The sequence below is a fragment of the Desulfotomaculum copahuensis genome, from assembly GCF_001655685.1.
In the GTDB taxonomy this organism is placed as follows: Bacteria; Bacillota; Desulfotomaculia; order Desulfotomaculales; family Desulfovirgulaceae; genus Desulfotomaculum_G; species Desulfotomaculum_G copahuensis.
Genome location: NZ_LYVF01000118.1, coordinates 1 through 18,721, shown reverse-complemented (window position 1 = coordinate 18,721; position 18,721 = coordinate 1). Strand labels below are relative to the sequence as shown.

The window sequence follows — 18,721 nt, the reverse complement described above, 5'->3', positions numbered from 1 at the left end:
TAAACTTTTAAAAATCTTCGTCGAACCAGCCGTAATATTTATGGTCGATGGTCGGAATCGCCCTTTCGCACTCCAGGTGCACGGTGTCGATAACGACTGTATTCGTATTACCGGCATTGGGTTCGAATGTAAACCGGATCATGACCATATGGGCATCAGTGCGCTCGGTGGTGTTGACGTTCAAGGTAAACTGGGTGAACCGGTTCAACGGAATGCTGCCGCTGCTCCAGGTTTGGCTGGCGCCCTCCACCTGCACTCCGGAGTAGTCGAAAACACGCACGTCCGCAGTCAGGTTGAATGTGCTCACCGCACCGGTGGCCGGGGCGAGCTGTTCGGCCCAGAAGGTGAGCTTTTTAATCCGGGTGGTGAAAAGCGCAAAACCGCCTTCCCTTTCCCCCCTGATCGTCTGGTAAACAGCCGATATGGTGGTCGGACTGCCGGCGCCCAGTTCCGCCCCCTGACCGGTCTGACCGCCGGCCGGGGCCACCGCACCGGTAGTATTCCAGAAAAGCGGTTTGTTGCCGACCCACTGATCAAAGCCGGGGTCCGCAATCTGGCAGCGCTTGTTCGGATAGGGGCAGGCCTGCACATAAACCTGGCGGTATTCAATCACCTTGCCGCGCACGATCAGGATAACGAAAGTGCGCACGCGCGTCCCTCTGACATGCTCCCAGGTAACGTCGAATTTGGGCCGGTGCAGGGTGAAATAGACATTGTCCTCATGCAATACCGGCTGCGGACGCACCAGATCAATCAGCTCGGAGAAAGTCTGCTCCACACTGTAGTGTTTGACTTCATCATTTGAATTGACGTAGTAAATGTCAATCCGGAATGTTCCGGTGAAGAACACTTTTCTGATAATACTGATCATGCCGCCTTCCCGGTAGCAGTACCGGAAATGGTTGCGCCAGTCCTCGCCGATTACCGGCCACCAGTGTCCCCATCCTTCGCGGATGAATACCGGTTCAATCACATATTCGGTTACCCGGCCTTCGATGCGCTCAATCCGTTTGGCAAATTCGGGGCAGTGATAATCCGTGACGATTTTTGCAGCCAGTTCCTGGACATCCAGAACCACCGGTACGCGGAGCAATATGCAGCGTACCGGTTGCTCTTCCTGATAATCGTATTCTATCGGCATGTACTGTCTGACCTCCTTAATCCTTTTTCTCCCGGCGGTGGCCGGGGCAATTAAATGAATGGCCTGTATCCGGTATTCCAGGACACCCCCTTAATGCGAAAAGACTTTATAAATATATATATTGTCCGCCGGAAAAAATGTGCAGGAAATATAGCAGGAAGTTTATGGGAGGCTGCTCCGGTCCGCGCCAGGTAACCCTTTTCCCGCTCCGCGCATATGATGGCGGGAGGGAAACAAGGAGGGATTACAGTGGAAAAGTACCGGCGCGCGCTGAAAAAATCTCTCGGCACACTGCTCAAGCTGCCGCATGTCACCGGTGCAGGCTACGGGTTGAAAAATGTAGGCCTGGAGCGGACCAAACGTCCGGCGCTGATCATTTTTGTGGAAAAGAAACTGCCGGCCGCGGAACTGCGCCGGGAACAGCTGGTGCCGGACAAGATCAACGGCCTGGAGACCGATGTGATTGAGATCGGTCGGGTGCGTCTGCTGGATATGCGCAGCGGGCGGGAGCGTCCGGCCAGGCCGGGGGTGAGCATCGGGCACTACAAAATAACCGCCGGCACCTTCGGCGCGGTGGTCAAGGATAAGTCCACCGGCGAGCGTTTGATTTTAAGCAACAATCACATTCTGGCCAACGCTACCGACGGACGGGACGGGCGCGCCCAGATCGGGGACCCGGTACTGCAGCCCGGGCCGCACGACGGGGGGCAGGCGAAGGATCGGATTGCCGCGCTGCTGCGGTTTTCGCCGCTGCTGCGCAGCGTTCAAGAAATCGAATGTCCGGTGGCGGCGGCGGTGGTCCGGGCGGGCAACCTGGCGCTGCGCACGATCAGGCCCAATTACGAGTTGAAAATGCTCAAACGCTACCAGGGGGCCAACATTATCGACGCCGCGGTGGCGCGGCCGGACGATCCGGGCTTGATCGATGAACAAATCATGGAAATCGGCCGGCTCGAGGGAGTGGCGGAAACGGAACCCGGCGGGGCGGTGCGGAAAAGCGGGCGGACCAGCGGCCTTTCCGAGGGTACGGTGACCGCTTTGGGCGTCACGCTGGAAGTGGAAATCGGTGAAAACGACAAAGGCTGGTTTACCGATCAGGTGGTATCGGATATGTTGTCCCGTCCGGGGGACAGCGGCTCGCTGGTGCTGGACACGGAAAACCGGGCTGCGGGCCTGCTTTTTGCCGGTTCGGAAAAATACACCGTCTTCAACCGCATTGATCAAGTGCTCAGCCGCCTGGAGCTGGAATTGTAAGCTTTTACTCTTTAATCGGGGAACGGGGCTTACACAGGTTTGGAGGGTCAGCCATTGCCGCATAAACATGCTTCCGGGAGCACGGATTTAGCGCTGATACTGCTGGGGGAAAATATTCCGGCCATCGGGCCGCGTCTGAGCAGCCGTGACGACGCCATGCACGAGGCGCGCCGATTCATGAAGGCGATTGACCGCCTGATCGTGCAGGCCGGGGTGAAGTCCTACCGGATGCTCATGCTGCGCCAGCCCGACGGCCGGTTCACCCTGCTCATCCGCGGCGGCAAAGTCACCCTGGAGGCGCTGCGTGACATGGATGAACTGCTGCTCAGGCGGTTTCAAAAAGCCTCCCGCTGCGGCCTGTTCATTTTGACCTGTTTTTTTGAGGGGGAAAACGGGATGGAGTGCCTGGCCGTCACAGAAGGCCTGGGTGCGGTGATGTATACACCGGGCGGCTATTTACCAGTATACCCCAGGTAAAGTGGATCATGCATTTAATGTCGTTTTTGGCATAAAAATGGGAGCAGTGTTAATTCAATAGCCGGCAGGGATTAATTTACATCGTTGCCGGAGCAGGGAAAGATTTGATAAAGTAAATTGTACAAACTTCCTGTTTGCGCATGCCGTGGAAGTGCGGGCACGGCCCGCCCGGACAGGATGTGTTGTGCAAATGGCGCGCCGAATCCCTTGTGGTACGGAGGAACCAACTTCGGGGGTGAATCCTGACCGGCGCCGGGTACGGGCGGCCGCGACGGCGGGGTTGTCCGTGTACGGTACGCGGTTGGACAGGCCGCAGCCGGTCCAAGGTAGGTTTTGTCTTTTTACCGAACCCGTCAGCTAACTCCGGAGGCGTAAAAAGAAAGGAGTGTTTTCATGCCGGTACCGAAAGTTTCCCGTTCCCGGCCCGTTTTTACCGTCCTGCTCGCCGCGCTTTTGGTTTTCCTGTTCGCCACCGCGGCAGCGGCGCAAACCGTCCCTTCCTGCGATGCACCTTCTATTTGGTTAGACGCCGGCGGCCAAAAAGTTCCCGTCTTGACGGCGGATAACTTTGCCAATCCACTCAATTTTGATTTCGGGCTTCTCCCCGCCTGCAATCCCGCCGGTTTGCAGCCGGAACCAACCGAGAACGAACCCCCGGCGCAGTCTGAAAAGCAGCTGCTGGACCGGATTAACGCCCGGCGTGCGGCTAAGGGCCTGCCGGCACTGGCGGCCAACCAGACGCTGGCCGCAATCGCCCGGCGGCAGGCGGACGAACTGTCATCCGGCGGTTTTCCCGGTGGTTCGTTGTTCAGCCAACTGGCCGGCGCGGGGGTGAAATTCACCACCGCCTGTGAAAACGTAACGGAAGCCCCCTCTTTGGCCGACGCCTGCCGCGCGCTGGATTATTCCCAGAATATACTCGACCGGGGTTATACGCAGGCCGGCGCGGGTATCGTCGACCGGGACGGCTGCCTGTATATTGTGGAGATCCTGACCGGCGGCGGTCAGCCACAGCCACAGCCACAGCCGCAGCCGCAGCCGCAGCCGCAGCCGCAGCCGCAGCCACAGCCACAGCCGCAGCCACAGCCGGCGGCCGGCCTTTCCGCCGATGAGCAGCAGATGGTCGATCTGGTGAACCAGGCGCGCGCCGCGCAGGGCCTGCCGGCGCTGAAAGTGGACATGCAGCTGGTCAAAATGGCCCGCGTTAAAGGGCAGGACATGGTGGACAACAATTATTTCGACCACAATTCCCCTACCTACGGCAGCCCCTTTGACATGATGAAGCAGTTCGGCATCACCTATTCCTATGCCGGGGAGAACCTGGCCGGCGCCCCCACGGTGCAGACAGCCTTCCAGAACCTGATGAATTCCCCCGGTCACCGGGCCAACATCCTGGATCCCAACTACACTAAAATCGGGATCGGAGTGGTCACGGGCAGTCCGTATGGTAAAATTTTCGTGCAGGAGTTTACCGGTTAGCGTTTCCGCCGTAAAAGAAGATCCCCCCGGAAGGGGGGATCTTCTTACTGTGCATCCGGCAGCCTGAAGATCCCCCGCGCCGCTGATTACACGCCCATCCGGGGAATCCTTCAAACCGTTCACCCGGCGCGCCCCGTTTTTCCGGCGGATCTTTTTTTTCTTTCCCGGCCTTTTTACCAAATTTCCGCACATTTATTCCGGCTGCTCATATATATATTATAGAGCACTTTTGAAAGGAGGAAAGATCAATGTCTGGATATGCTGTACCGGCTACGGAAAAGCTACGGGTCAACCAGGTGGTCAACGAAAACACCAACCAGGTTGTAGTACGCGGCACCGTTTCCGTGCCCGACCCCAAACCGGCTGCAGAGAAAATCCTTTCTATCGATAAAACGGCTAAAATCAATAAAATCGAACTGGTACCGAATAAAGCCATCATAGAAGGAACTCTCACCGTGCAGATCGTTTACGTGGCCCTGGAACCGGCCCAATCCGTCCATAGCATGCATGCGCAGCTGCCCTTCACCACCTTTGTGGACCTGCCCGGAGTCGAGCCCGGCATGGATACGCGGGGGAAGGTCACGGTGGAGGACATCAGCGTCACCCTCCATCACGGCGACCCGTGCAAACTGGACGTGTCCGCTGTGTTAAGCGTTTTTGTCAAGGTGACCGAAATGCGGGACATTGATGTGATTACCCAGTGTCCGGCCGGAGCCACCTGCGAAACCGAGCAGCTTACCGTATCCAATGTGGTGGCCAGCAAGACAAAGCAGATCATTGTCAGCGAGGATTTCGACACGCCGGAGGAAAAACCGGCGATTGAAAAGATCCTGGATGTATTTTATTCGGCCGAAATTACCAACACGCGCCTGATCAAGAACAAGGTCATCGTGGACGGCACGATTACCCTGCAGGTGCTGTATGTGGCCGCCCTGCCCGATCAGCCGGTACACCAGCTGCACCGGACCATCCATTTCAGCGATTTTGTGGAACTGCCGGGGGCCACTCCGGATATGGACGTCCGTGTCGACGTGGTGGTGGAAAATGTTGATGTGGAGCCCCTGCAGGGAGTCTGCTGCACCCGCCTGCGCGCCGATGTGGTGCTCAAGCTAATCGCCTTTGCCAGCGAGCCGCGTGAGATCACCGTGCTGACCAAAGTTTCCGGAGCTCAGGCCACCATGGCCAAACTGCGTATAGATCACGTGGTCGGCGAAGACGCCGTCCAGGTGGTGCTGCGTGACGTCTTTGAAACACCGGAGCCGAAACCGGCGGTGGAAAAAATTCTAAGCACCAGTGTGGAAAATGTGCACATCTCCGAAACCAAGATCATCAGCGACAAAGTGATCATCCGCGGCTATGTCGATGTCCAGGTGGTCTATGTGGCCGCAGTCGAAAGCCAGGCCGTGCACGCCATGCACCGCCGGGTGCATTTCCGCACCTTTGTGGAAGTCAAGGGCGCCCAAAGCGGTATGGATGTGGAAGTGCGGCCGTTTGTGGAATTTATCACCGCAACCGCCGAAGGCTGTGAGATTGCCCTGGAACTGGTGCTCAAGGTGGCGGTGAAAGTAATCCAGACCCTGCAGCGCAAAGTGGTGATCTCGATCACGGCCACTCCGGCGCCCAGTCCGTCTCCTTCCGTCTGCCCGCCCGGCCAGACGATCAGCTACACGGTGCAGGCCGGGGATACATTCTGGTCCATAGCGCAGAAATACGGCACCTCCGTAAACGCGATTATCAATGCCAACCCCGGCAAGTCGCCGGAAAACCTGCAGCCCGGCGATGTGATCAATGTACCGTGCGTAGCCAAGGGATAAAACGGGATCATAACGCACCGGTCAGCTCCGGAACCAGCCGCCGGCATCCAGTCAAACAGATGCAGGGCCGGCCGGCGGCTTGCTCAAAGCCGGTTGAAATAAGGGCTGTTCACGGAACAGCTTTTCTTTTTGATCAGGCCAGCCCTGCACTGGAGGGGACTCAATGTTCATAAGCATGGGCAAGCTGGGGCAGCAGTTGGAAGAGCTGCAGGTGGACGCCATAAAAATCAAAGTCCGGGTGGTCAAAGCGGACAGTGCGGTGGAACTGGTTTTAAACGGCCTGCAGCAGGTGCAGGAAATCAGTTTCGGCCGCGGTGCGGCGGCGCTCTGGAACAAGGGGGAACTGGCGGCGGTAATCAAGGAGGCTTTTAACGAGGGTGTGCTGGAATCACGCCGCCTGCTCAGGGATGAAGTGACCCGCAAAACGGGCATCACCCTGCCCCACGTGCCGGGATTGTTTTAAGGGAGATGGTGACATGTCCGGAAACAGTGAATCCGGCTCCCTGGAGGGAACGTTGTTTCATTTGTTGAATACGGGCGCGGGACAGCAGATGGAACCGGGCAACCTGCTGCTGCTGGTCAGTATGGTGAATCTGATGGGCCTGGTCAACCTGATCGGCCACCGTCTGGGCGTGGACGTGATGTCCGCACCGCCGGTCGGGCCGGACGCCGCCGCCCCGTCCGGCGGGGGGCGGAGCGCCGCTCCCGCCGTGCCGCCGAATCTGGCCGGCCTGCTGGGCAGCCTGCTGGGACCGCCGGGTGGTGCGCGCAATAAAGAAACATCCGCCGGAACGGAAAACGCGTCCGGCGGCGGGGCCGGGGAAAACGGAAGAAAATAGCCCGGAAGAGCAGCAAAGCCGGGAAGGCCGCCCCCTGGGGCGGCCTTCCCGGTGCGCCGCACGGCGCTCATTCCTTGGGCGGCTCGGGCAAAACGATGGAGGGAAAGCTCTTTTCCTCCGGCGCCGGGGTCTGGCCGGGCAGGACCACCGGGGAGGAAGGGCTGCCCTGCGGATAGGAGTACCGGGTCAAAGTGGCATGAAAGTTCTGCATGCCCTGGTTCAGGGTTTGCAGTGTGTTTTGCATCGCTTCCAGCATCGCGGCCAGGTTTCCGACTTTGCTTTCCATGTCCGGCCGGGCCGATAAAAGCATCAACACGGGCACGAACAGTGGGTTGAAGCCGCCGGCTTGCTGTTCTGGCATCAGTGAACCTCCTTTGTCATAACTGTTCACTTGATATCATATGCATGGCAGGTAAATTCCGCCCCCGGCGGAAATATAAAACAGCGCGGCATTATTTGGGGGGCCGGGCCGTGCCGGCCTGAAAGTTCTGCAGGCCGGCGCGGAAGACCTGCGCCGTTTCCTGCAGCGCCTTGAGTACGGCGCTCATGTGGGCCAGCTTGTATTCAACATCCGGTTTGGTGGCCAGCAGAAGCAGCGGCAGGAAATACAGGCTGTTCGATCCCGTGTTTTGGTTTTCCATTCCGGTTCCTCCTTTCCTGAATGGTGTTTCTCCTGGATTATATTACGTCTGTTTTCCCGTCCCGGTGACATTCCGGCGTTCGCTTTACGGCAACTTTTCACCCCGGGCGGAATATATAGTAATCATAGGGAAGGGGGCTTTCAGATGGCGGATGCGGCCGATGCCGGAGGGCACCTCGAGCAGGTGCTGTTTCAACTGCTCGATTACCAGTCCAAACAGGGCGCGGACCAGGTGGACACCATGCTGATGCTCGGTTTGTTGAACCTGCTGGGTATGGTCAGCGTGATGAACAAGCAGACGCCGGCGCCGCCGGCCGCTCAGGCCGGGTCCGGCGTCCCCGGTCCGGCTTTGAATCCCATGATGAGCAGCCTGCTGAACATGCTGGCCAAAGGAGCGCCGGGCGGGGGCGCCGGATCGGGGACGCCGCCCTTCAATCCGGCCATGCTGATGAACCTGATGAGCATGATGAGCGGTATGGGTCAGGGTTCCGGTCAGGGTTCCGGCCAGGGCCCGGACATGGCCGGCATGATGAATCTCTTGAGCAGTATGATGAACAGCCAGGGCCAGTCCCGGCGCTCCCCGCCGGCGGACGGCGGCCTCCGGGAGCCGGCGCCCGCCGTCCGGCGCACCCAGCCGGAACCGTCCGGACGGGTGCGGGAGATCAAAACCGCCGCCGTGCCCGGGGCGGCCGGCGGCGGAGCGGGTGAAGCGCAGCGTCACCCCGGGGCCGGACAGGTGCTCAAATGGGGGCATAATTTGGAAAGGGGAAAACGGGCCTGAAAAATATGTGCGGCCGGCGCAAAGAAGCGGCCGCACATATTTTTTTCACCGCTGAAGAAGATTAAGCATGGAAAGCGGACGGCCGCCGGGCGAAGGAAGCGCCCGTCCGCCGGTTGGTGGCGGAAAAGGCGGGTAAACCGGCCGGAAAGGGGATTTAAGCATGGGTGACGCAAAGGAGCATGTTTTCAAAGTGGGCGGTCTGCGGGACGAACTGAACGGACGGGAAATCGAACACAATTTGATCCAGCTCGACGGGGTGGAGGAAGTGCGGGTGTCCCTGCCGGAGGGCAGTGTACAGGTGCGCTACGACCCGGCGGTGACGGACCGGGAATACCTGGCGCGCACGCTCGACTCCCTGGGGTATTCGCCCTACGTGCGTTAGGGGGCGGCAATGAGCGTCCGTCTGCTCGCGCTTTTGATTGCCGCCCTGTCCGGAGTGACCATGGCCGTGCAGGGTTCTTTGGACGCGGCCCTGGGCAAAGTAATCGGCCTGCTGGAAACCACTTTTATCGTCCATCTGGTCGGCCTGGTGTTGGCGGCGCTGCTGCTGTTCGGCTGCCGCCTGGGGGACGGCCAGCTCGCCCGATACGCCCAGGCGCCCTGGTATACCTACCTGGGCGGGGTGCTCGGGGTGCTGATCATTTACGCGGTGGTGCGCAGCATTCCCAAAGTGGGCGTGGCCCCGGCCACCACGGCCATTATTTTGGGCCAGGTGTTCACCGCCAGCCTGATCGACCACCTGGGGCTGTTCGGCATGGAGAAGCTCCCTTTCAATTGGCTGCGCCTGCTCGGCACGCTGCTGATGGCCGGGGGGGCCTGGTTCCTGTTAAAGAAGTAAATTCAATGCAATCATCAGCACCAGGCCGGCGAACAGCCCGGCGCGGGCCGTGCGCCGGTGCAGCAGGTGCGATTCCGGCAGCAGTTTGACGGCGATGATATAGACCATCGCCCCGGCCGCCATGGCCAGCAGCAGGGACAGCGAGGCGGCGCCGGCGTGCAGGAAGAGCAGGCCCAGCCAGCAGCCCAGGGGGGTGAGCAGGCTGACCAGGGCGTTCACGGCCAGCACCCCGGCCGGGCGCATGCCGCCCGCCGCCAGGGGCGCGGCGGTGGCCATGCCCTCGGGAATATTGTGCAGGGCGATGGCCGCCACCAGCAGCGGTCCCAGGCGGGCCGGACCCTCAAAACCGGCGGCGATGGCCAGCCCTTCCGGCAGATCGTGCAGGGCGATGCCGGCGGCGATCAGGTAGCCTATTTTCAGGTAGCGGTGGCGCAGCTCATCCGCTTTTACAGCGCCGGCCATATCCAGGGCGCTCATAATCAAAACGCCGCCTGAAAACCCGAGCAGCACCTGGCCGGGGTTCCCCTGGCGCCAGGCCGCCGGCAGCAGATCCACCAGCACCACGGCAATCATCACCCCGGCCGCCAGGCCCAGAAACAGGGCGAACAGCCGCCTGCCCGGACGGCCGCATAGTAAGACCAGCACCGCGCCGGCCAGCGTGCCCAGACCGGCGAGCAGGGCCAGCAGGACGACTGTGCCCAAGACGCCTCACCTGCCAATAACAGTCAGTACTGTTAAATGTTATTAGGCGAGGCGGCCGGGTAGCACAGTAAAATGCCCGGCGCGAATATTAATGTCAGCGCGGAATGATCAGCACCTGTCCCGGCTGGAGGTTGTCCGGATCGGCCAAGTGGTTGGCGTTGACGAGCGCGGACAGGGGGACGTTGAACCGCCGGGCGATCAGCCAGAGGGTGTCACCGGCCACCACCGTGTAGCTCCCGCTCCCTTCCGTGTTCACCTGGACGGTGCCGCCGGCCACGATCAGCACCGGTGTGCCCGGATCCACCCGGGGAAACAGCTCTTCCACATGATGGTTATGCATGCGGATGCATCCGTTGGAAACCGCCTGGCCGATCAGGGCGGGACTGTTGGTGCCGTGAATGCCGTAATTCCCGTTCGGTATGTTCAGCCCGAGCCAGCGGGTGCCCAGCACGCCGCCCGGATTGAGCATTTTATAAATCACCTGGTAATGCCCCAAAGGGGTCGGCGTGGACGGCTTGCCCACGGCCACTGGGTAGGTGGCGGCCAGACTGTCGCCCTGGTAGTGCTGCAGGCGGCGCCAGGCGGTATCCACCACCAGGTGGGTGCCAGCCTCCAGCAAACGCGGTTCGTCGGACATCCTGCTCACTCCTTTGAGATGCTTTTAATAGTACATATTTTGCGACCCGTACATATTATGAAGGAAGTTTTTACCCGGTGCGCAGGATTCCGGCCTTCCGCCGGCCAATTAAGACAGGTGGCGCCCGGACGGACCGCCGCCCAGGCGCCGCACCAAACCGGGCCGGCGCCGGTCCGTTGAAAGGAGAGTGCCCTTGCTGGAATTGGCGGCGCATGCCAAAATCAATCTGTCCCTGGACATCAAAGGCCGGCGCGCCGACGGCTATCACGAACTGGAAACGGTGATGCAGTCCATCGCCCTGCACGACCGGCTGGTATTTTCGGCCGCGGCGGACGGCGCGATCAGCCTGGAGTGCGACAGCGGCGAGGTGCCGGCCGGGCCGGAAAACCTGGTTTACCGGGCGGCCCTTTTACTGCGGGAAAATACGCGCTGCCGGCGGGGGGTGCGCATATCCCTGGCCAAGCGCATCCCGGTCGCCGCCGGCCTGGGCGGCGGTTCGGCCGACGCCGCCGCCGCCCTGGCCGGCCTGAACCGTTTCTGGAACCTGGGACTGCCGCCCGCCGTCCTCTGCAGCCTGGCCGCCGTGCTGGGCGCCGATGTGCCCTTCTGCCTGCGCGGCGGCACCGCCCTGGCCCGCGGGAAGGGCGAACTGCTCACCCCCCTGCCCGCCCTGCCGGCGATGGGTGTGGTGCTGGCCAAGCCTCCCTTCGGCGTATCCACCGCCCGCGTGTACGCGGCCTACGATCAGCGGCCCGCCGGTCCGGGGCCGGATACGGCGGCCATGCTCGCGGCTATAGAACAGCGGGATCCGGCCGCGGTGGCCCGCTGTCTGGGCAACGTGCTGGAGCCGGTGACCGCCTCTTTGCATCCGGTGATCAATGATATCCGCCGGGCGCTGCTGCGCGCCGGCGCGATGAACGCGCTGATGAGCGGCAGCGGGCCGGCCGTATTCGGCCTGTGCCGGGATGAGCGGGAGGCCGGGCGGGTGGCCGCGCGCCTGACGGACGTGCCGGGAAAAATCCTGGTCACCCGGCTGGCCGGGAATTGCCCGGCAATGTAATCTTGCAGTATCTGGCTGGAATGGGTAAAATAGAAGTAGATTTCAAGGGGGGTGGCCGCTTTAGAAGAATCCAGACTGATTCCAATCACATTGGATAATTATAAGCCCTTGCGTGAAATGGTGTTTGAGACGCTGCGGGAGGCGATCATCCAGGGCCGCCTGAAACCCGGGGAACGTCTGATGGAGATCCAGCTGGCCGAGGAAATGGGCGTCAGCCGCACCCCGGTGCGGGAAGCGATCCGCAAGCTGGAACTGGAGGGGTTTGTGGTCATGGTGCCCCGCAAAGGGGCCTACGTGGCCGGCATTTCGGTCAAAGACATCGTGGACGTGTTTGAAGTGCGGGCGGCGCTGGAAGGGCTGGCCGCCGGCCTGGCCGCGGAGCGCATCACCGGCGAGGAACTGGAAGAGCTGGAACGGGCGCTGGTCAGGATTTACGAGGTCAGCAAGCACGATTTGAAGGCCGTGGTGGAAACGGACACCAGTTTTCACGCCCTGATTTACCAGGCCAGCCGCAATGAACGGCTGACCCAGATCATCGCCAATCTCTCGGATCAGATCCAGCGTTTCCGGACCACCTCCCTGGCGCAGCCGGGGCGCACCAAGACGGCCATCGAAGAGCACACCAAGATTGTCGACGCGATCAGCGACCGGAATGTGGAACTGGCCCAGACGCTGGCCCGGGAGCATATCGAAAATGCCGAGCAGAGCCTGCTTAATGTGATTCAGGAGGCAAAAAGCTGATGGTCGACGCGCTGGTTCTGGCCGGCAGTGCCAATGACGGACCGCTCAAGGACTGCAGCCCGGCGCCGTATGAGGCGCTGATCTCCATTGGTACGCGTCCCATGGTGGAGTATGTGGTGGACGCCCTGCTGCAGGCGCGGGGGATAGACCGGGTGGCCGTGGTCGGTCCGGAGGCGGAACTGGCCGGCCGGCTGCCGGAGAATGTGCTGGTGGCGCGGCCGGGGAAAAGCCTGCTCGAAAATGTGCAGAGGGGCCTGCGGCTGCTGCCCGGCACCGGCCGGGTGCTGTTGGTCAGTTCCGATATTCCCCTGCTCACTCCGCAGGCGGTTGAAGATTTCCTGGCCCAGTGCCGGGACCAGTCAGCCGACCTGTATTACCCCGTGGTGCCCAGGGAAGCGGTGGAGAGCCGCTTTCAAAATATGCGGCGCACCTATGTAAACCTCCAGGAAGGGGTTTTTACCGGCGGCAACATATTTTTACTCAACCCGGCGGTTGTTTCCGGCTGCCTGCCGGTGGCCCAGCGGCTGGTAGACGCCCGGAAAAAACCCCTGCAGTTGTGCCGTCTGGTCGGCCTGCCTTTCCTGTTCCGCTTTTTGATGCACCGGGTTTCCCTGCGCGATGCCGAGTCCCGCGTTTCCGCCCTGCTCGGGATCAGGGGCGTGGTGGTGGTCAGCTGGTATCCGGAGGTGGGCGTCGATGTGGATAAGCCGGATGATCTGGACCTGATCAGCCGCCTGCTGCGCCCGGCCTGACCATGCCTGTCATACGCCGGGGTTCGCCTTGCGGCTGATACTGTAAGCCTGCCGCCGGGCCAGGCGCAGCCAGCGTTTGACGTTTACGGCGGCGCAGCACTTTTGACCGGTTTGCCGGGCGGCGGGGAGCACCAGCTTGACTTTGATTTCCCCGCCCCGGGAGCGAAAAGGCATCTGTGTTGTCCCTCCTCAATGCAATATCTTCACGAAAACTTCTATGGGCGAAGCGGAAGTCCTGCCGGAAAATAATGGCCGGCAGCTTCCGCTTCGCCGCAACGGCGCCAGAAATGTTTTCCGGCCTTGACGGCGGACCCGCCCGCCGGCCCGGCGCACAGGTTAAGAATATTTTCCGGTTAAAATGGAAATTTGCAGGAATTTGGGGGTTCCATGCAGAAAGATCTGGAAAACATGGTACACGGTCAGGAAGGAGTGAGATTTTTTGGTTATCACCGATGTGCGGGTGCGCAAAGTGCTTGCGGAGGGTAAGATGAAGGCGGTTGTTTCGGTGACGCTTGATGACATGTTTGTGATCCACGATGTTAAGGTGGTCGAGGGACATAACGGCTTGTTCGTCGCCATGCCCAGCCGCAAGACTCCGGACGGCGAGTTCCGGGACATCGCCCACCCCATAAACACTTCCGCCCGGGAACTGATTCAGAACGCGGTTCTTCAGGCCTACGCGCAGGTGGTTTAAAATAGCACGGGCGAGTCGTACGCCCGTCCAATTGTTTGAAAAATGAAATAAAGCGCCGGGAAGAGGAAATAGGATGTTTTTGTTGAATCAAGTATATATATGTCTGTAGGTTCAACCTGATCCCATTGCAACGGGCGGGGCTGCCGGCGGCAGCCCCTATGCGCGATCAAACCGGGCGTTGCGTTAAGGAGGCGTCGAAATGTCACTGGCGGCCGTGATTCTGGCGGCGGGTAAGGGGACGCGCATGAAATCGGAGCGGCCCAAGGTGATGCATGAAGTCTGCGGCCGGCCGATGGTGGAGCATGTCCTGTGCGCCCTGCAGCAGGCCGGAGCGCAGGAAATAGTCACGGTGAGCGGTTTCGGGGGGGAGCAGGTGGCCGCGCTGGTCGGGGGGCGGTCGCGGGTGGCCCGCCAGTCCGAACAACTGGGCACCGCCCACGCGCTGCTGCAGGCGCGGGAACAGCTGGCCGGCTTTGACGGCGACATCCTGGTGGTTTGCGGCGACACCCCCTTGATCACCGCCGCCACCTTGAAGCTGCTGGCGGACGCCCACAAAAGCGCCGGAGCGGCGGCCACGGTGCTCACCGCCCGGGTGGAAGACCCGGCCGGCTACGGCCGGATCATTCGGGACGAAACCGGCCGGGTGCGGCGCATCGTGGAACAAAAAGACGCCACGGCCGCCGAGCTGGCCGTGGATGAAATCAATACCGGCATGTACTGCTTCGCGGCGGACGGTCTTTTTGAAGCGCTGGCCGCGGTGAAACCGGCCAACGCCCAGGGGGAATACTATTTGACGGATGTGATCGGCTTCCTGGCCGAAAGCGGCCGGCCGGTGGCGGCCTGCCCGGCGCCCGATGAGGCGGAGATCCGGGGCGTCAACGACCGCCGTCAGCTGGCGCAGGCGGAAAAGATCATGCGCCGGCGCATCCTGGACGGGCTGATGCTCGACGGGGTGACGGTGATCGACCCGGCGAGCACATTTGTCGACGCCGGGGTCGCCGTGGGCCGCGACACGGTGATCCTGCCCTTTACCTTGATCACCGGGCGCAGCGTCATCGGCCGCGCCTGCCGGATCGGCCCCGGCTCGCAGCTGGTGGACGTCCGCGCCGGCGACGGGGTGAGCGTGAGTCACTCCGTGGTCTGCGACAGCGTGCTCAGCGATCAGTGCACGGTCGGCCCCTTTGCCTACATCCGTCCGGGATGCCGCCTGGAGCGGGGGGTCAAGGTGGGCGACTTTGTGGAGCTGAAAAAAACGGCGCTCGGCGAAGGCAGCAAGGTGCCCCACCTCAGTTATGTGGGCGACGCCACGGTGGGGCGGCGGGTCAATATCGGCGCCGGCACCATCACCTGCAACTACGACGGGGAAAACAAATGGCCCACCCGCATCGGCGACGGCGCCTTTATCGGCAGCAATACCAGCCTGGTGGCGCCGGTGAATGTGGGCGACGGGGCGGTTACCGCCGCCGGGTCCGCCATTACCAGGGACGTGCCGCCGCAGGCGCTGGGCGTGGCCCGGGGGCGTCAACGCAATATTGAAAACTGGCCGGAGCGTAAAAAATTAAAACCGGGGCATGCCGCCGGCCGGTGCGCAGCGGAGGGACGGACGGAGGGCGCGGCGCCGCCGGAGGGCGGCGGCGCGGTTTAAAAGGGGGAGATGGCCGTGCTCCCGGGTATGGTGCCCTGGATTTTTGAATTAGGCCATGGAGGTAGTAGGATGTCATCCCGTAAAGAACTGAAGATTTTTACCGGAAACGCCAACCCCGCGCTGGCCGGGGAAATTGCCCAGTATCTCGGTGTCAGCGTGGGCGCAGCCAAGGTGAACCGTTTTTCGGACGGGGAGATCCAGGTAAAAATCAACGAAAGTGTGCGCGGCGCCGATGTTTTTATCGTCCAGCCCACCAGCCAGCCGGTAAACGAACACCTGATGGAACTGCTGGTCATGGTGGATGCGGTGAGGCGGGCTTCGGCCCGGCGGATCACCGCCGTGCTGCCCTACTACGGGTACGCCCGGCAGGACCGCAAAACCAGGGCGCGGGATCCCATTACGGCCAAGCTGGTGGCCAACCTCCTTACGGCCAGCGGCGCCCGGCGGGTAATCACCATGGACCTGCACGCCGGGCAGATTCAGGGCTTCTTTGACATCCCGGTGGATCACCTGCCCGGGGTGCCCATTCTGGCCCAGTATTTTATTCAGCAGAAATTGAAGGATGTGGTGGTGGTCTCGCCCGATCTGGGCGGGGTGACCCGGGCGCGGGATCTGGCCGAGCGGATCGGCGCTCCGATCGCCATTATCGATAAACGGCGGCCGGAGCCCAACGTGGCCGAGATCATGAACATCATCGGCGATATCGAGGGCCGGCAGGTGATTATGATTGACGACATTATCGACACGGCCGGCACCATCGCCCAGGGGGCGGCAGCACTGAAAAACTGGGGGGCCAGTGAGATTTACGTCTGCTGCACCCACCCGGTGCTCAGCGGTCCGGCGGTGCAGCGCCTGCAGGAAGCGCCGGTCAAAGAGGTGCTGGTGACCAACACCATTCCCGTGCCGCCGGAAAAGATGTTCGACAAGATGAAGCTGCTTTCGGTGGCGCCCCTGCTCGGCGAGGCGATCATCCGGATTCACGAGGATCTTTCGGTGAGCAAGCTTTTCGACAATAAATAGGCGTTAACCGGTTCCGTCCGTCGCCGCCCGCTTTGATCAGGCGGCGACGGACGGTGATCCGGTAATCCGGGCGCCGGGACGGCCGGCGGCGAGATTTGGGACGGCTGCGCAAAAAATTCCGGTCCGGCGGCCGCCGGGTGTTTACCGGCCGGCCCGGCTTACCGCCGTGCTCAGTGGGACAGCGGGGGTTCATCCCTCGCTTCGCCATTGACCGGCGGCTGCTCCGGCCGCCCGTCCGCATCGTCCTGGTCACGGCGCGTGCGGGCGACGGTCCGGTTGATCGCCTCACCCAGTGACCGGGTTTTTTGACGGGTGTTCCCCCAGGCCTGGCTGGTGGACTTTTGCATTTTGCGCATGGTTTCCTGCAGGCCGCCTTCCATGCGCACGATATTTTCCAGCGCCTCGTTCTGGCAGATGATCACTTCCCGGCCCAGGGTGCGGATGAAATTGCTGTCCAGGAAGGCGTGGCCCTCCATGACGCTGCTCAAAAAGCCGCCGGAGAACTCCAGGCCGATGATGTCCCCGTTTTCCAGGTCCACGTAATATTCGTCCACCTGGCCGAGAGCCGTGCCGTTTTCAGTGACTATGCGCGCGCCCAGGACATTGAGCCGCTCTTTGGTCAGGCGGACGATATCCGGCAGTTTGGCCGCCCGCTGCGCGCTGCTGCCGTGCGCCACGGTGATCGCGTTATCCCCCACGCTGTGGATGCGGGCGAAGGGGATGAACCGCTGCTCTTTGAACCAGCCTTTTTGTTCTATGATCAGGGCGGCCACCGTTTTTTGCGCCGGGTCGACCACCAGTCCGCGGACTGTGCCGATTTGCTGTCCTTCTTCCATGCTGATCACCGGCATACCGGCAAATTGTTTGCTTTTACGCATTCGTCGCCCCCCCTTTTCGACGGATATGCTAATGCATATGCCTTATACAGGGTTTTTATGCTAAAACAGCTAGTTTCATGAAAAACCCAGTAAAATCAAGGGCCTGGGCGTAATGGCGAAAGCCCTGTTCATCGGGTTGCTGATACTGTTAGCCGCCAGAAGGCCTTGGCAACAGGGCCTTCTTAACTCGCTCGCCGGAAAAATCTTGCATTGTTTAAAATGTCATGATATAATTACAAGTAAGGAATATAAGGAATGTAAGAAAGGTGGGTATTCTATATGGACATGGAAATTTCAAGGGTTACATCAAAGGGGCAAGTTACTATTCCAAAAGCCGTTCGAGAACGATTAAGTTTATCTGAAGGGGATAAGGTTGCTTTTATTGAAAAAGATGGGAACATCGTGATTGCAAAATCCAGCATCGCCGCGTTACGTAAGTTTCTTGATTCAATGGCTGAAGAAGTCCATGAGAAAGGCATTACCGAAAAAGAACTTTTAAATGATTTGGAGCAAGTTCGCGAGGAAATGTGGAATGAGCAGAAAAGGTAATGGATTGCGTGTTTTTGTTGATTCCAACATACTGGTTTCGGCTATGCATTCAGCTGCATCAGTTTCTAGGCAGCTTCTTTTGCTACTCGCAAAAGAGCACCGGTTGCTTATATCTAGCTATTCTTTAACCGAGGTGTCACGGGTTTTAGAAAAACGTTTTCCTAATAAGTTGGCGGAGTGGGATCATTTTTTGGGGCAGTTTGATTTCGAGTTAATATTAACGCCAGTCGATTTCACAACTATTGACATGCCGTATATTCGGGACGCAAAAGACATTCCAATTCTGGCTTCTGCAATTATCGCCCGGCCTGATGTTCTTGTAACCGGCGATTATTATTTCCATACATCAGAAATTCAAGAATGTTTTACGGTAATGACACCCAGGGCTTTCCTGCAAAGTTTTGGAAAATAATCGTAGGTAGTTGTGGCAATGTGTATATCATCCGGGTATTAGCCCGGTTTTTATATTTTAAGGGCAAAAATCAAAATCGCTTCCATCGCCTCCATCGGTGCTAACACCGGCCCGGCGACCGGCAACAATGCGGGCACCACCCTGGTGACGGCCGCATACAGCGTGCCGAACAGGACCCTGACATTACAGGGCAGCGCCAGCCTGACAGTGCAGGGAAGCCAGTCCCCGCCGGTGAACGTCACCTCCGGGAACGGATTGGCTTCCAGGCGGTGAATCAGAAAAACACGATCACCAGACCGCTTGGCACGGCCAAGTGGACCGGCATTGTAATGGCTATATTGAAAAAAGGGCCTTGTCAGACTGCTCTA

Annotated in this window: 24 protein-coding genes and 1 riboswitch; of the genes, 17 read left to right on the top strand and 7 right to left on the bottom strand. The window is 60.3% G+C overall.

Going from position 1 to position 18,721, the window contains the following annotated elements; genetic code table 11:
- Positions 1-7: 7 nt before the first annotated feature.
- Positions 8-1,141, bottom strand: a complete 1,134-nt coding sequence (locus A6M21_RS07785) for a hypothetical protein (RefSeq protein ID WP_066667551.1) — start codon at positions 1,139-1,141, stop codon at positions 8-10.
- A gap of 249 nt (positions 1,142-1,390) precedes the next feature.
- Between A6M21_RS07785 and A6M21_RS07780 the strand changes: the two genes are divergently transcribed.
- The 6 genes from A6M21_RS07780 to A6M21_RS07750 all read left to right on the top strand — a co-directional run bounded on the left by A6M21_RS07780 (position 1,391) and on the right by A6M21_RS07750 (position 7,004).
- Complete coding sequence (locus A6M21_RS07780) at positions 1,391-2,395, top strand: chymotrypsin family serine protease (RefSeq protein ID WP_066667550.1); 1,005 nt, start codon at positions 1,391-1,393, stop codon at positions 2,393-2,395.
- Between the two features lie 54 nt (positions 2,396-2,449).
- Positions 2,450-2,872 carry a hypothetical protein gene (locus A6M21_RS07775; protein WP_066667549.1) on the top strand — a complete coding sequence of 141 codons (423 nt, stop codon included), beginning with the start codon at positions 2,450-2,452 and terminating at the stop codon, positions 2,870-2,872.
- Positions 2,873-3,058: 186 nt separating this feature from the next.
- A riboswitch (cyclic di-AMP (ydaO/yuaA leader) is annotated at positions 3,059-3,260 on the top strand.
- Positions 3,261-3,265: 5 nt separating this feature from the next.
- On the top strand, positions 3,266-4,351 hold the full coding sequence (locus A6M21_RS07770; protein WP_066667548.1) for a CAP domain-containing protein: 1,086 nt from the start codon (positions 3,266-3,268) through the stop codon (positions 4,349-4,351).
- A gap of 248 nt (positions 4,352-4,599) precedes the next feature.
- A complete protein-coding gene (locus tag A6M21_RS07760) occupies positions 4,600-6,165 on the top strand; it encodes a DUF3794 and LysM peptidoglycan-binding domain-containing protein (protein WP_066667546.1) in 1,566 nt (521 codons plus the stop codon).
- Positions 6,166-6,328: 163 nt separating this feature from the next.
- Positions 6,329-6,628 (top strand): YbaB/EbfC family nucleoid-associated protein, encoded by a 300-nt coding sequence (locus A6M21_RS07755; RefSeq protein WP_066667544.1) that lies wholly within the window; start codon positions 6,329-6,331, stop codon positions 6,626-6,628.
- A gap of 13 nt (positions 6,629-6,641) precedes the next feature.
- On the top strand, positions 6,642-7,004 hold the full coding sequence (locus A6M21_RS07750) for a hypothetical protein (RefSeq protein ID WP_066667542.1): 363 nt from the start codon (positions 6,642-6,644) through the stop codon (positions 7,002-7,004).
- Positions 7,005-7,071: 67 nt separating this feature from the next.
- Here the strand turns inward: A6M21_RS07750 and A6M21_RS07745 are convergent, their stop codons facing one another.
- Positions 7,072-7,365: a hypothetical protein gene (locus A6M21_RS07745; protein WP_066667540.1), complete on the bottom strand. Its 294-nt coding sequence runs from the start codon at positions 7,363-7,365 to the stop codon at positions 7,072-7,074.
- A 91-nt stretch (positions 7,366-7,456) separates the two neighbouring features.
- Positions 7,457-7,645, bottom strand: coding sequence for a hypothetical protein (locus tag A6M21_RS07740; protein ID WP_066667536.1), 189 nt, complete (start codon positions 7,643-7,645; stop codon positions 7,457-7,459).
- A gap of 144 nt (positions 7,646-7,789) precedes the next feature.
- Here A6M21_RS07740 and A6M21_RS07735 point away from each other — a divergent pair, with 144 nt between their 5' ends.
- The 3 genes from A6M21_RS07735 to A6M21_RS07725 all read left to right on the top strand — a co-directional run bounded on the left by A6M21_RS07735 (position 7,790) and on the right by A6M21_RS07725 (position 9,263).
- Positions 7,790-8,425, top strand: a complete 636-nt coding sequence (locus A6M21_RS07735; RefSeq protein ID WP_066667535.1) for a hypothetical protein — start codon at positions 7,790-7,792, stop codon at positions 8,423-8,425.
- Between the two features lie 160 nt (positions 8,426-8,585).
- Positions 8,586-8,807: a heavy-metal-associated domain-containing protein gene (locus A6M21_RS07730; protein WP_066667534.1), complete on the top strand. Its 222-nt coding sequence runs from the start codon at positions 8,586-8,588 to the stop codon at positions 8,805-8,807.
- Between the two features lie 9 nt (positions 8,808-8,816).
- Entirely contained in the window at positions 8,817-9,263 is a 447-nt protein-coding gene (locus tag A6M21_RS07725) for a DMT family transporter (RefSeq protein WP_066667533.1), read from the top strand.
- Here A6M21_RS07725 and A6M21_RS07720 read toward each other — a convergent pair.
- Both A6M21_RS07720 and A6M21_RS07715 read right to left on the bottom strand, forming a co-directional pair.
- Positions 9,252-9,965: a ZIP family metal transporter gene (locus A6M21_RS07720; protein ID WP_066667532.1), complete on the bottom strand. Its 714-nt coding sequence runs from the start codon at positions 9,963-9,965 to the stop codon at positions 9,252-9,254. The two genes, A6M21_RS07725 and A6M21_RS07720, sit on opposite strands and share 12 nt — an antisense overlap.
- A gap of 94 nt (positions 9,966-10,059) precedes the next feature.
- Positions 10,060-10,602 carry a L,D-transpeptidase family protein gene (locus tag A6M21_RS07715; RefSeq protein ID WP_066667531.1) on the bottom strand — a complete coding sequence of 181 codons (543 nt, stop codon included), beginning with the start codon at positions 10,600-10,602 and terminating at the stop codon, positions 10,060-10,062.
- Positions 10,603-10,795: 193 nt separating this feature from the next.
- Here A6M21_RS07715 and ispE point away from each other — a divergent pair, with 193 nt between their 5' ends.
- The 3 genes from ispE (at position 10,796) to A6M21_RS07700 (ending at position 13,155) form a co-directional block, all read left to right on the top strand.
- Positions 10,796-11,662: a 4-(cytidine 5'-diphospho)-2-C-methyl-D-erythritol kinase gene (gene ispE / locus A6M21_RS07710; RefSeq protein ID WP_066667530.1), complete on the top strand. Its 867-nt coding sequence runs from the start codon at positions 10,796-10,798 to the stop codon at positions 11,660-11,662.
- 117 nt (positions 11,663-11,779) lie between these two features.
- Complete coding sequence (locus tag A6M21_RS07705; protein ID WP_066667577.1) at positions 11,780-12,403, top strand: GntR family transcriptional regulator; 624 nt, start codon at positions 11,780-11,782, stop codon at positions 12,401-12,403.
- Complete coding sequence (locus A6M21_RS07700) at positions 12,403-13,155, top strand: nucleotidyltransferase family protein (RefSeq protein ID WP_066667529.1); 753 nt, start codon at positions 12,403-12,405, stop codon at positions 13,153-13,155. The genes A6M21_RS07705 and A6M21_RS07700 overlap by 1 nt, the downstream gene beginning before the upstream one ends.
- Positions 13,156-13,164: 9 nt before the next feature.
- Here the strand turns inward: A6M21_RS07700 and A6M21_RS18745 are convergent, their stop codons facing one another.
- Positions 13,165-13,329: a hypothetical protein gene (locus A6M21_RS18745; RefSeq protein ID WP_161486031.1), complete on the bottom strand. Its 165-nt coding sequence runs from the start codon at positions 13,327-13,329 to the stop codon at positions 13,165-13,167.
- A 265-nt stretch (positions 13,330-13,594) separates the two neighbouring features.
- Between A6M21_RS18745 and spoVG the strand changes: the two genes are divergently transcribed.
- The 3 genes from spoVG (at position 13,595) to A6M21_RS07685 (ending at position 16,514) form a co-directional block, all read left to right on the top strand.
- Positions 13,595-13,849, top strand: a complete 255-nt coding sequence (spoVG, locus tag A6M21_RS07695; protein WP_066667528.1) for a septation regulator SpoVG — start codon at positions 13,595-13,597, stop codon at positions 13,847-13,849.
- A 199-nt stretch (positions 13,850-14,048) separates the two neighbouring features.
- Positions 14,049-15,494 carry a bifunctional UDP-N-acetylglucosamine diphosphorylase/glucosamine-1-phosphate N-acetyltransferase GlmU gene (glmU, locus tag A6M21_RS07690; RefSeq protein ID WP_066667527.1) on the top strand — a complete coding sequence of 482 codons (1,446 nt, stop codon included), beginning with the start codon at positions 14,049-14,051 and terminating at the stop codon, positions 15,492-15,494.
- A gap of 69 nt (positions 15,495-15,563) precedes the next feature.
- The gene (locus tag A6M21_RS07685) at positions 15,564-16,514 is read left to right on the top strand and encodes a ribose-phosphate diphosphokinase (protein ID WP_066667526.1); all 951 of its coding nucleotides are present in this window, start codon (positions 15,564-15,566) and stop codon (positions 16,512-16,514) included.
- Positions 16,515-16,684: 170 nt separating this feature from the next.
- Here the strand turns inward: A6M21_RS07685 and A6M21_RS07680 are convergent, their stop codons facing one another.
- Complete coding sequence (locus A6M21_RS07680; protein WP_066667525.1) at positions 16,685-17,392, bottom strand: PRC-barrel domain-containing protein; 708 nt, start codon at positions 17,390-17,392, stop codon at positions 16,685-16,687.
- A gap of 279 nt (positions 17,393-17,671) precedes the next feature.
- On the opposite strand from A6M21_RS07680, the gene A6M21_RS07675 reads away from it, so the two are divergent.
- Entirely contained in the window at positions 17,672-17,941 is a 270-nt protein-coding gene (locus A6M21_RS07675) for an AbrB/MazE/SpoVT family DNA-binding domain-containing protein (RefSeq protein WP_242868801.1), read from the top strand.
- Positions 17,925-18,353 carry a PIN domain-containing protein gene (locus A6M21_RS07670; RefSeq protein WP_066667524.1) on the top strand — a complete coding sequence of 143 codons (429 nt, stop codon included), beginning with the start codon at positions 17,925-17,927 and terminating at the stop codon, positions 18,351-18,353. The genes A6M21_RS07675 and A6M21_RS07670 overlap by 17 nt, the downstream gene beginning before the upstream one ends.
- Positions 18,354-18,721: the final 368 nt, after the last annotated feature.

What these genes read in the sequence shown, in the direction of transcription:
- A6M21_RS07785 (WP_066667551.1), bottom strand. Translation starts at nt 1,141, where the DNA reads ATGCCGATAGAATACGATTATCAGGAAGAGCAACCGGTACGCTGCATA.
- A6M21_RS07770 (WP_066667548.1), top strand. Translation starts at nt 3,266, where the DNA reads ATGCCGGTACCGAAAGTTTCCCGTTCCCGGCCCGTTTTTACCGTCCTG.
- A6M21_RS07760 (WP_066667546.1), top strand. Translation starts at nt 4,600, where the DNA reads ATGTCTGGATATGCTGTACCGGCTACGGAAAAGCTACGGGTCAACCAG.
- A6M21_RS07755 (WP_066667544.1), top strand. Translation starts at nt 6,329, where the DNA reads ATGTTCATAAGCATGGGCAAGCTGGGGCAGCAGTTGGAAGAGCTGCAG.
- A6M21_RS07750 (WP_066667542.1), top strand. Translation starts at nt 6,642, where the DNA reads ATGTCCGGAAACAGTGAATCCGGCTCCCTGGAGGGAACGTTGTTTCAT.
- A6M21_RS07745 (WP_066667540.1), bottom strand. Translation starts at nt 7,365, where the DNA reads ATGCCAGAACAGCAAGCCGGCGGCTTCAACCCACTGTTCGTGCCCGTG.
- A6M21_RS07740 (WP_066667536.1), bottom strand. Translation starts at nt 7,645, where the DNA reads ATGGAAAACCAAAACACGGGATCGAACAGCCTGTATTTCCTGCCGCTG.
- A6M21_RS07735 (WP_066667535.1), top strand. Translation starts at nt 7,790, where the DNA reads ATGGCGGATGCGGCCGATGCCGGAGGGCACCTCGAGCAGGTGCTGTTT.
- A6M21_RS07730 (WP_066667534.1), top strand. Translation starts at nt 8,586, where the DNA reads ATGGGTGACGCAAAGGAGCATGTTTTCAAAGTGGGCGGTCTGCGGGAC.
- A6M21_RS07725 (WP_066667533.1), top strand. Translation starts at nt 8,817, where the DNA reads ATGAGCGTCCGTCTGCTCGCGCTTTTGATTGCCGCCCTGTCCGGAGTG.
- A6M21_RS07715 (WP_066667531.1), bottom strand. Translation starts at nt 10,602, where the DNA reads ATGTCCGACGAACCGCGTTTGCTGGAGGCTGGCACCCACCTGGTGGTG.
- A6M21_RS07705 (WP_066667577.1), top strand. Translation starts at nt 11,780, where the DNA reads ATGGTGTTTGAGACGCTGCGGGAGGCGATCATCCAGGGCCGCCTGAAA.
- A6M21_RS07700 (WP_066667529.1), top strand. Translation starts at nt 12,403, where the DNA reads ATGGTCGACGCGCTGGTTCTGGCCGGCAGTGCCAATGACGGACCGCTC.
- A6M21_RS18745 (WP_161486031.1), bottom strand. Translation starts at nt 13,329, where the DNA reads ATGCCTTTTCGCTCCCGGGGCGGGGAAATCAAAGTCAAGCTGGTGCTC.
- glmU (WP_066667527.1), top strand. Translation starts at nt 14,049, where the DNA reads ATGTCACTGGCGGCCGTGATTCTGGCGGCGGGTAAGGGGACGCGCATG.
- A6M21_RS07685 (WP_066667526.1), top strand. Translation starts at nt 15,564, where the DNA reads ATGTCATCCCGTAAAGAACTGAAGATTTTTACCGGAAACGCCAACCCC.
- A6M21_RS07680 (WP_066667525.1), bottom strand. Translation starts at nt 17,392, where the DNA reads ATGCGTAAAAGCAAACAATTTGCCGGTATGCCGGTGATCAGCATGGAA.
- A6M21_RS07675 (WP_242868801.1), top strand. Translation starts at nt 17,672, where the DNA reads ATGGACATGGAAATTTCAAGGGTTACATCAAAGGGGCAAGTTACTATT.
- A6M21_RS07670 (WP_066667524.1), top strand. Translation starts at nt 17,925, where the DNA reads ATGAGCAGAAAAGGTAATGGATTGCGTGTTTTTGTTGATTCCAACATA.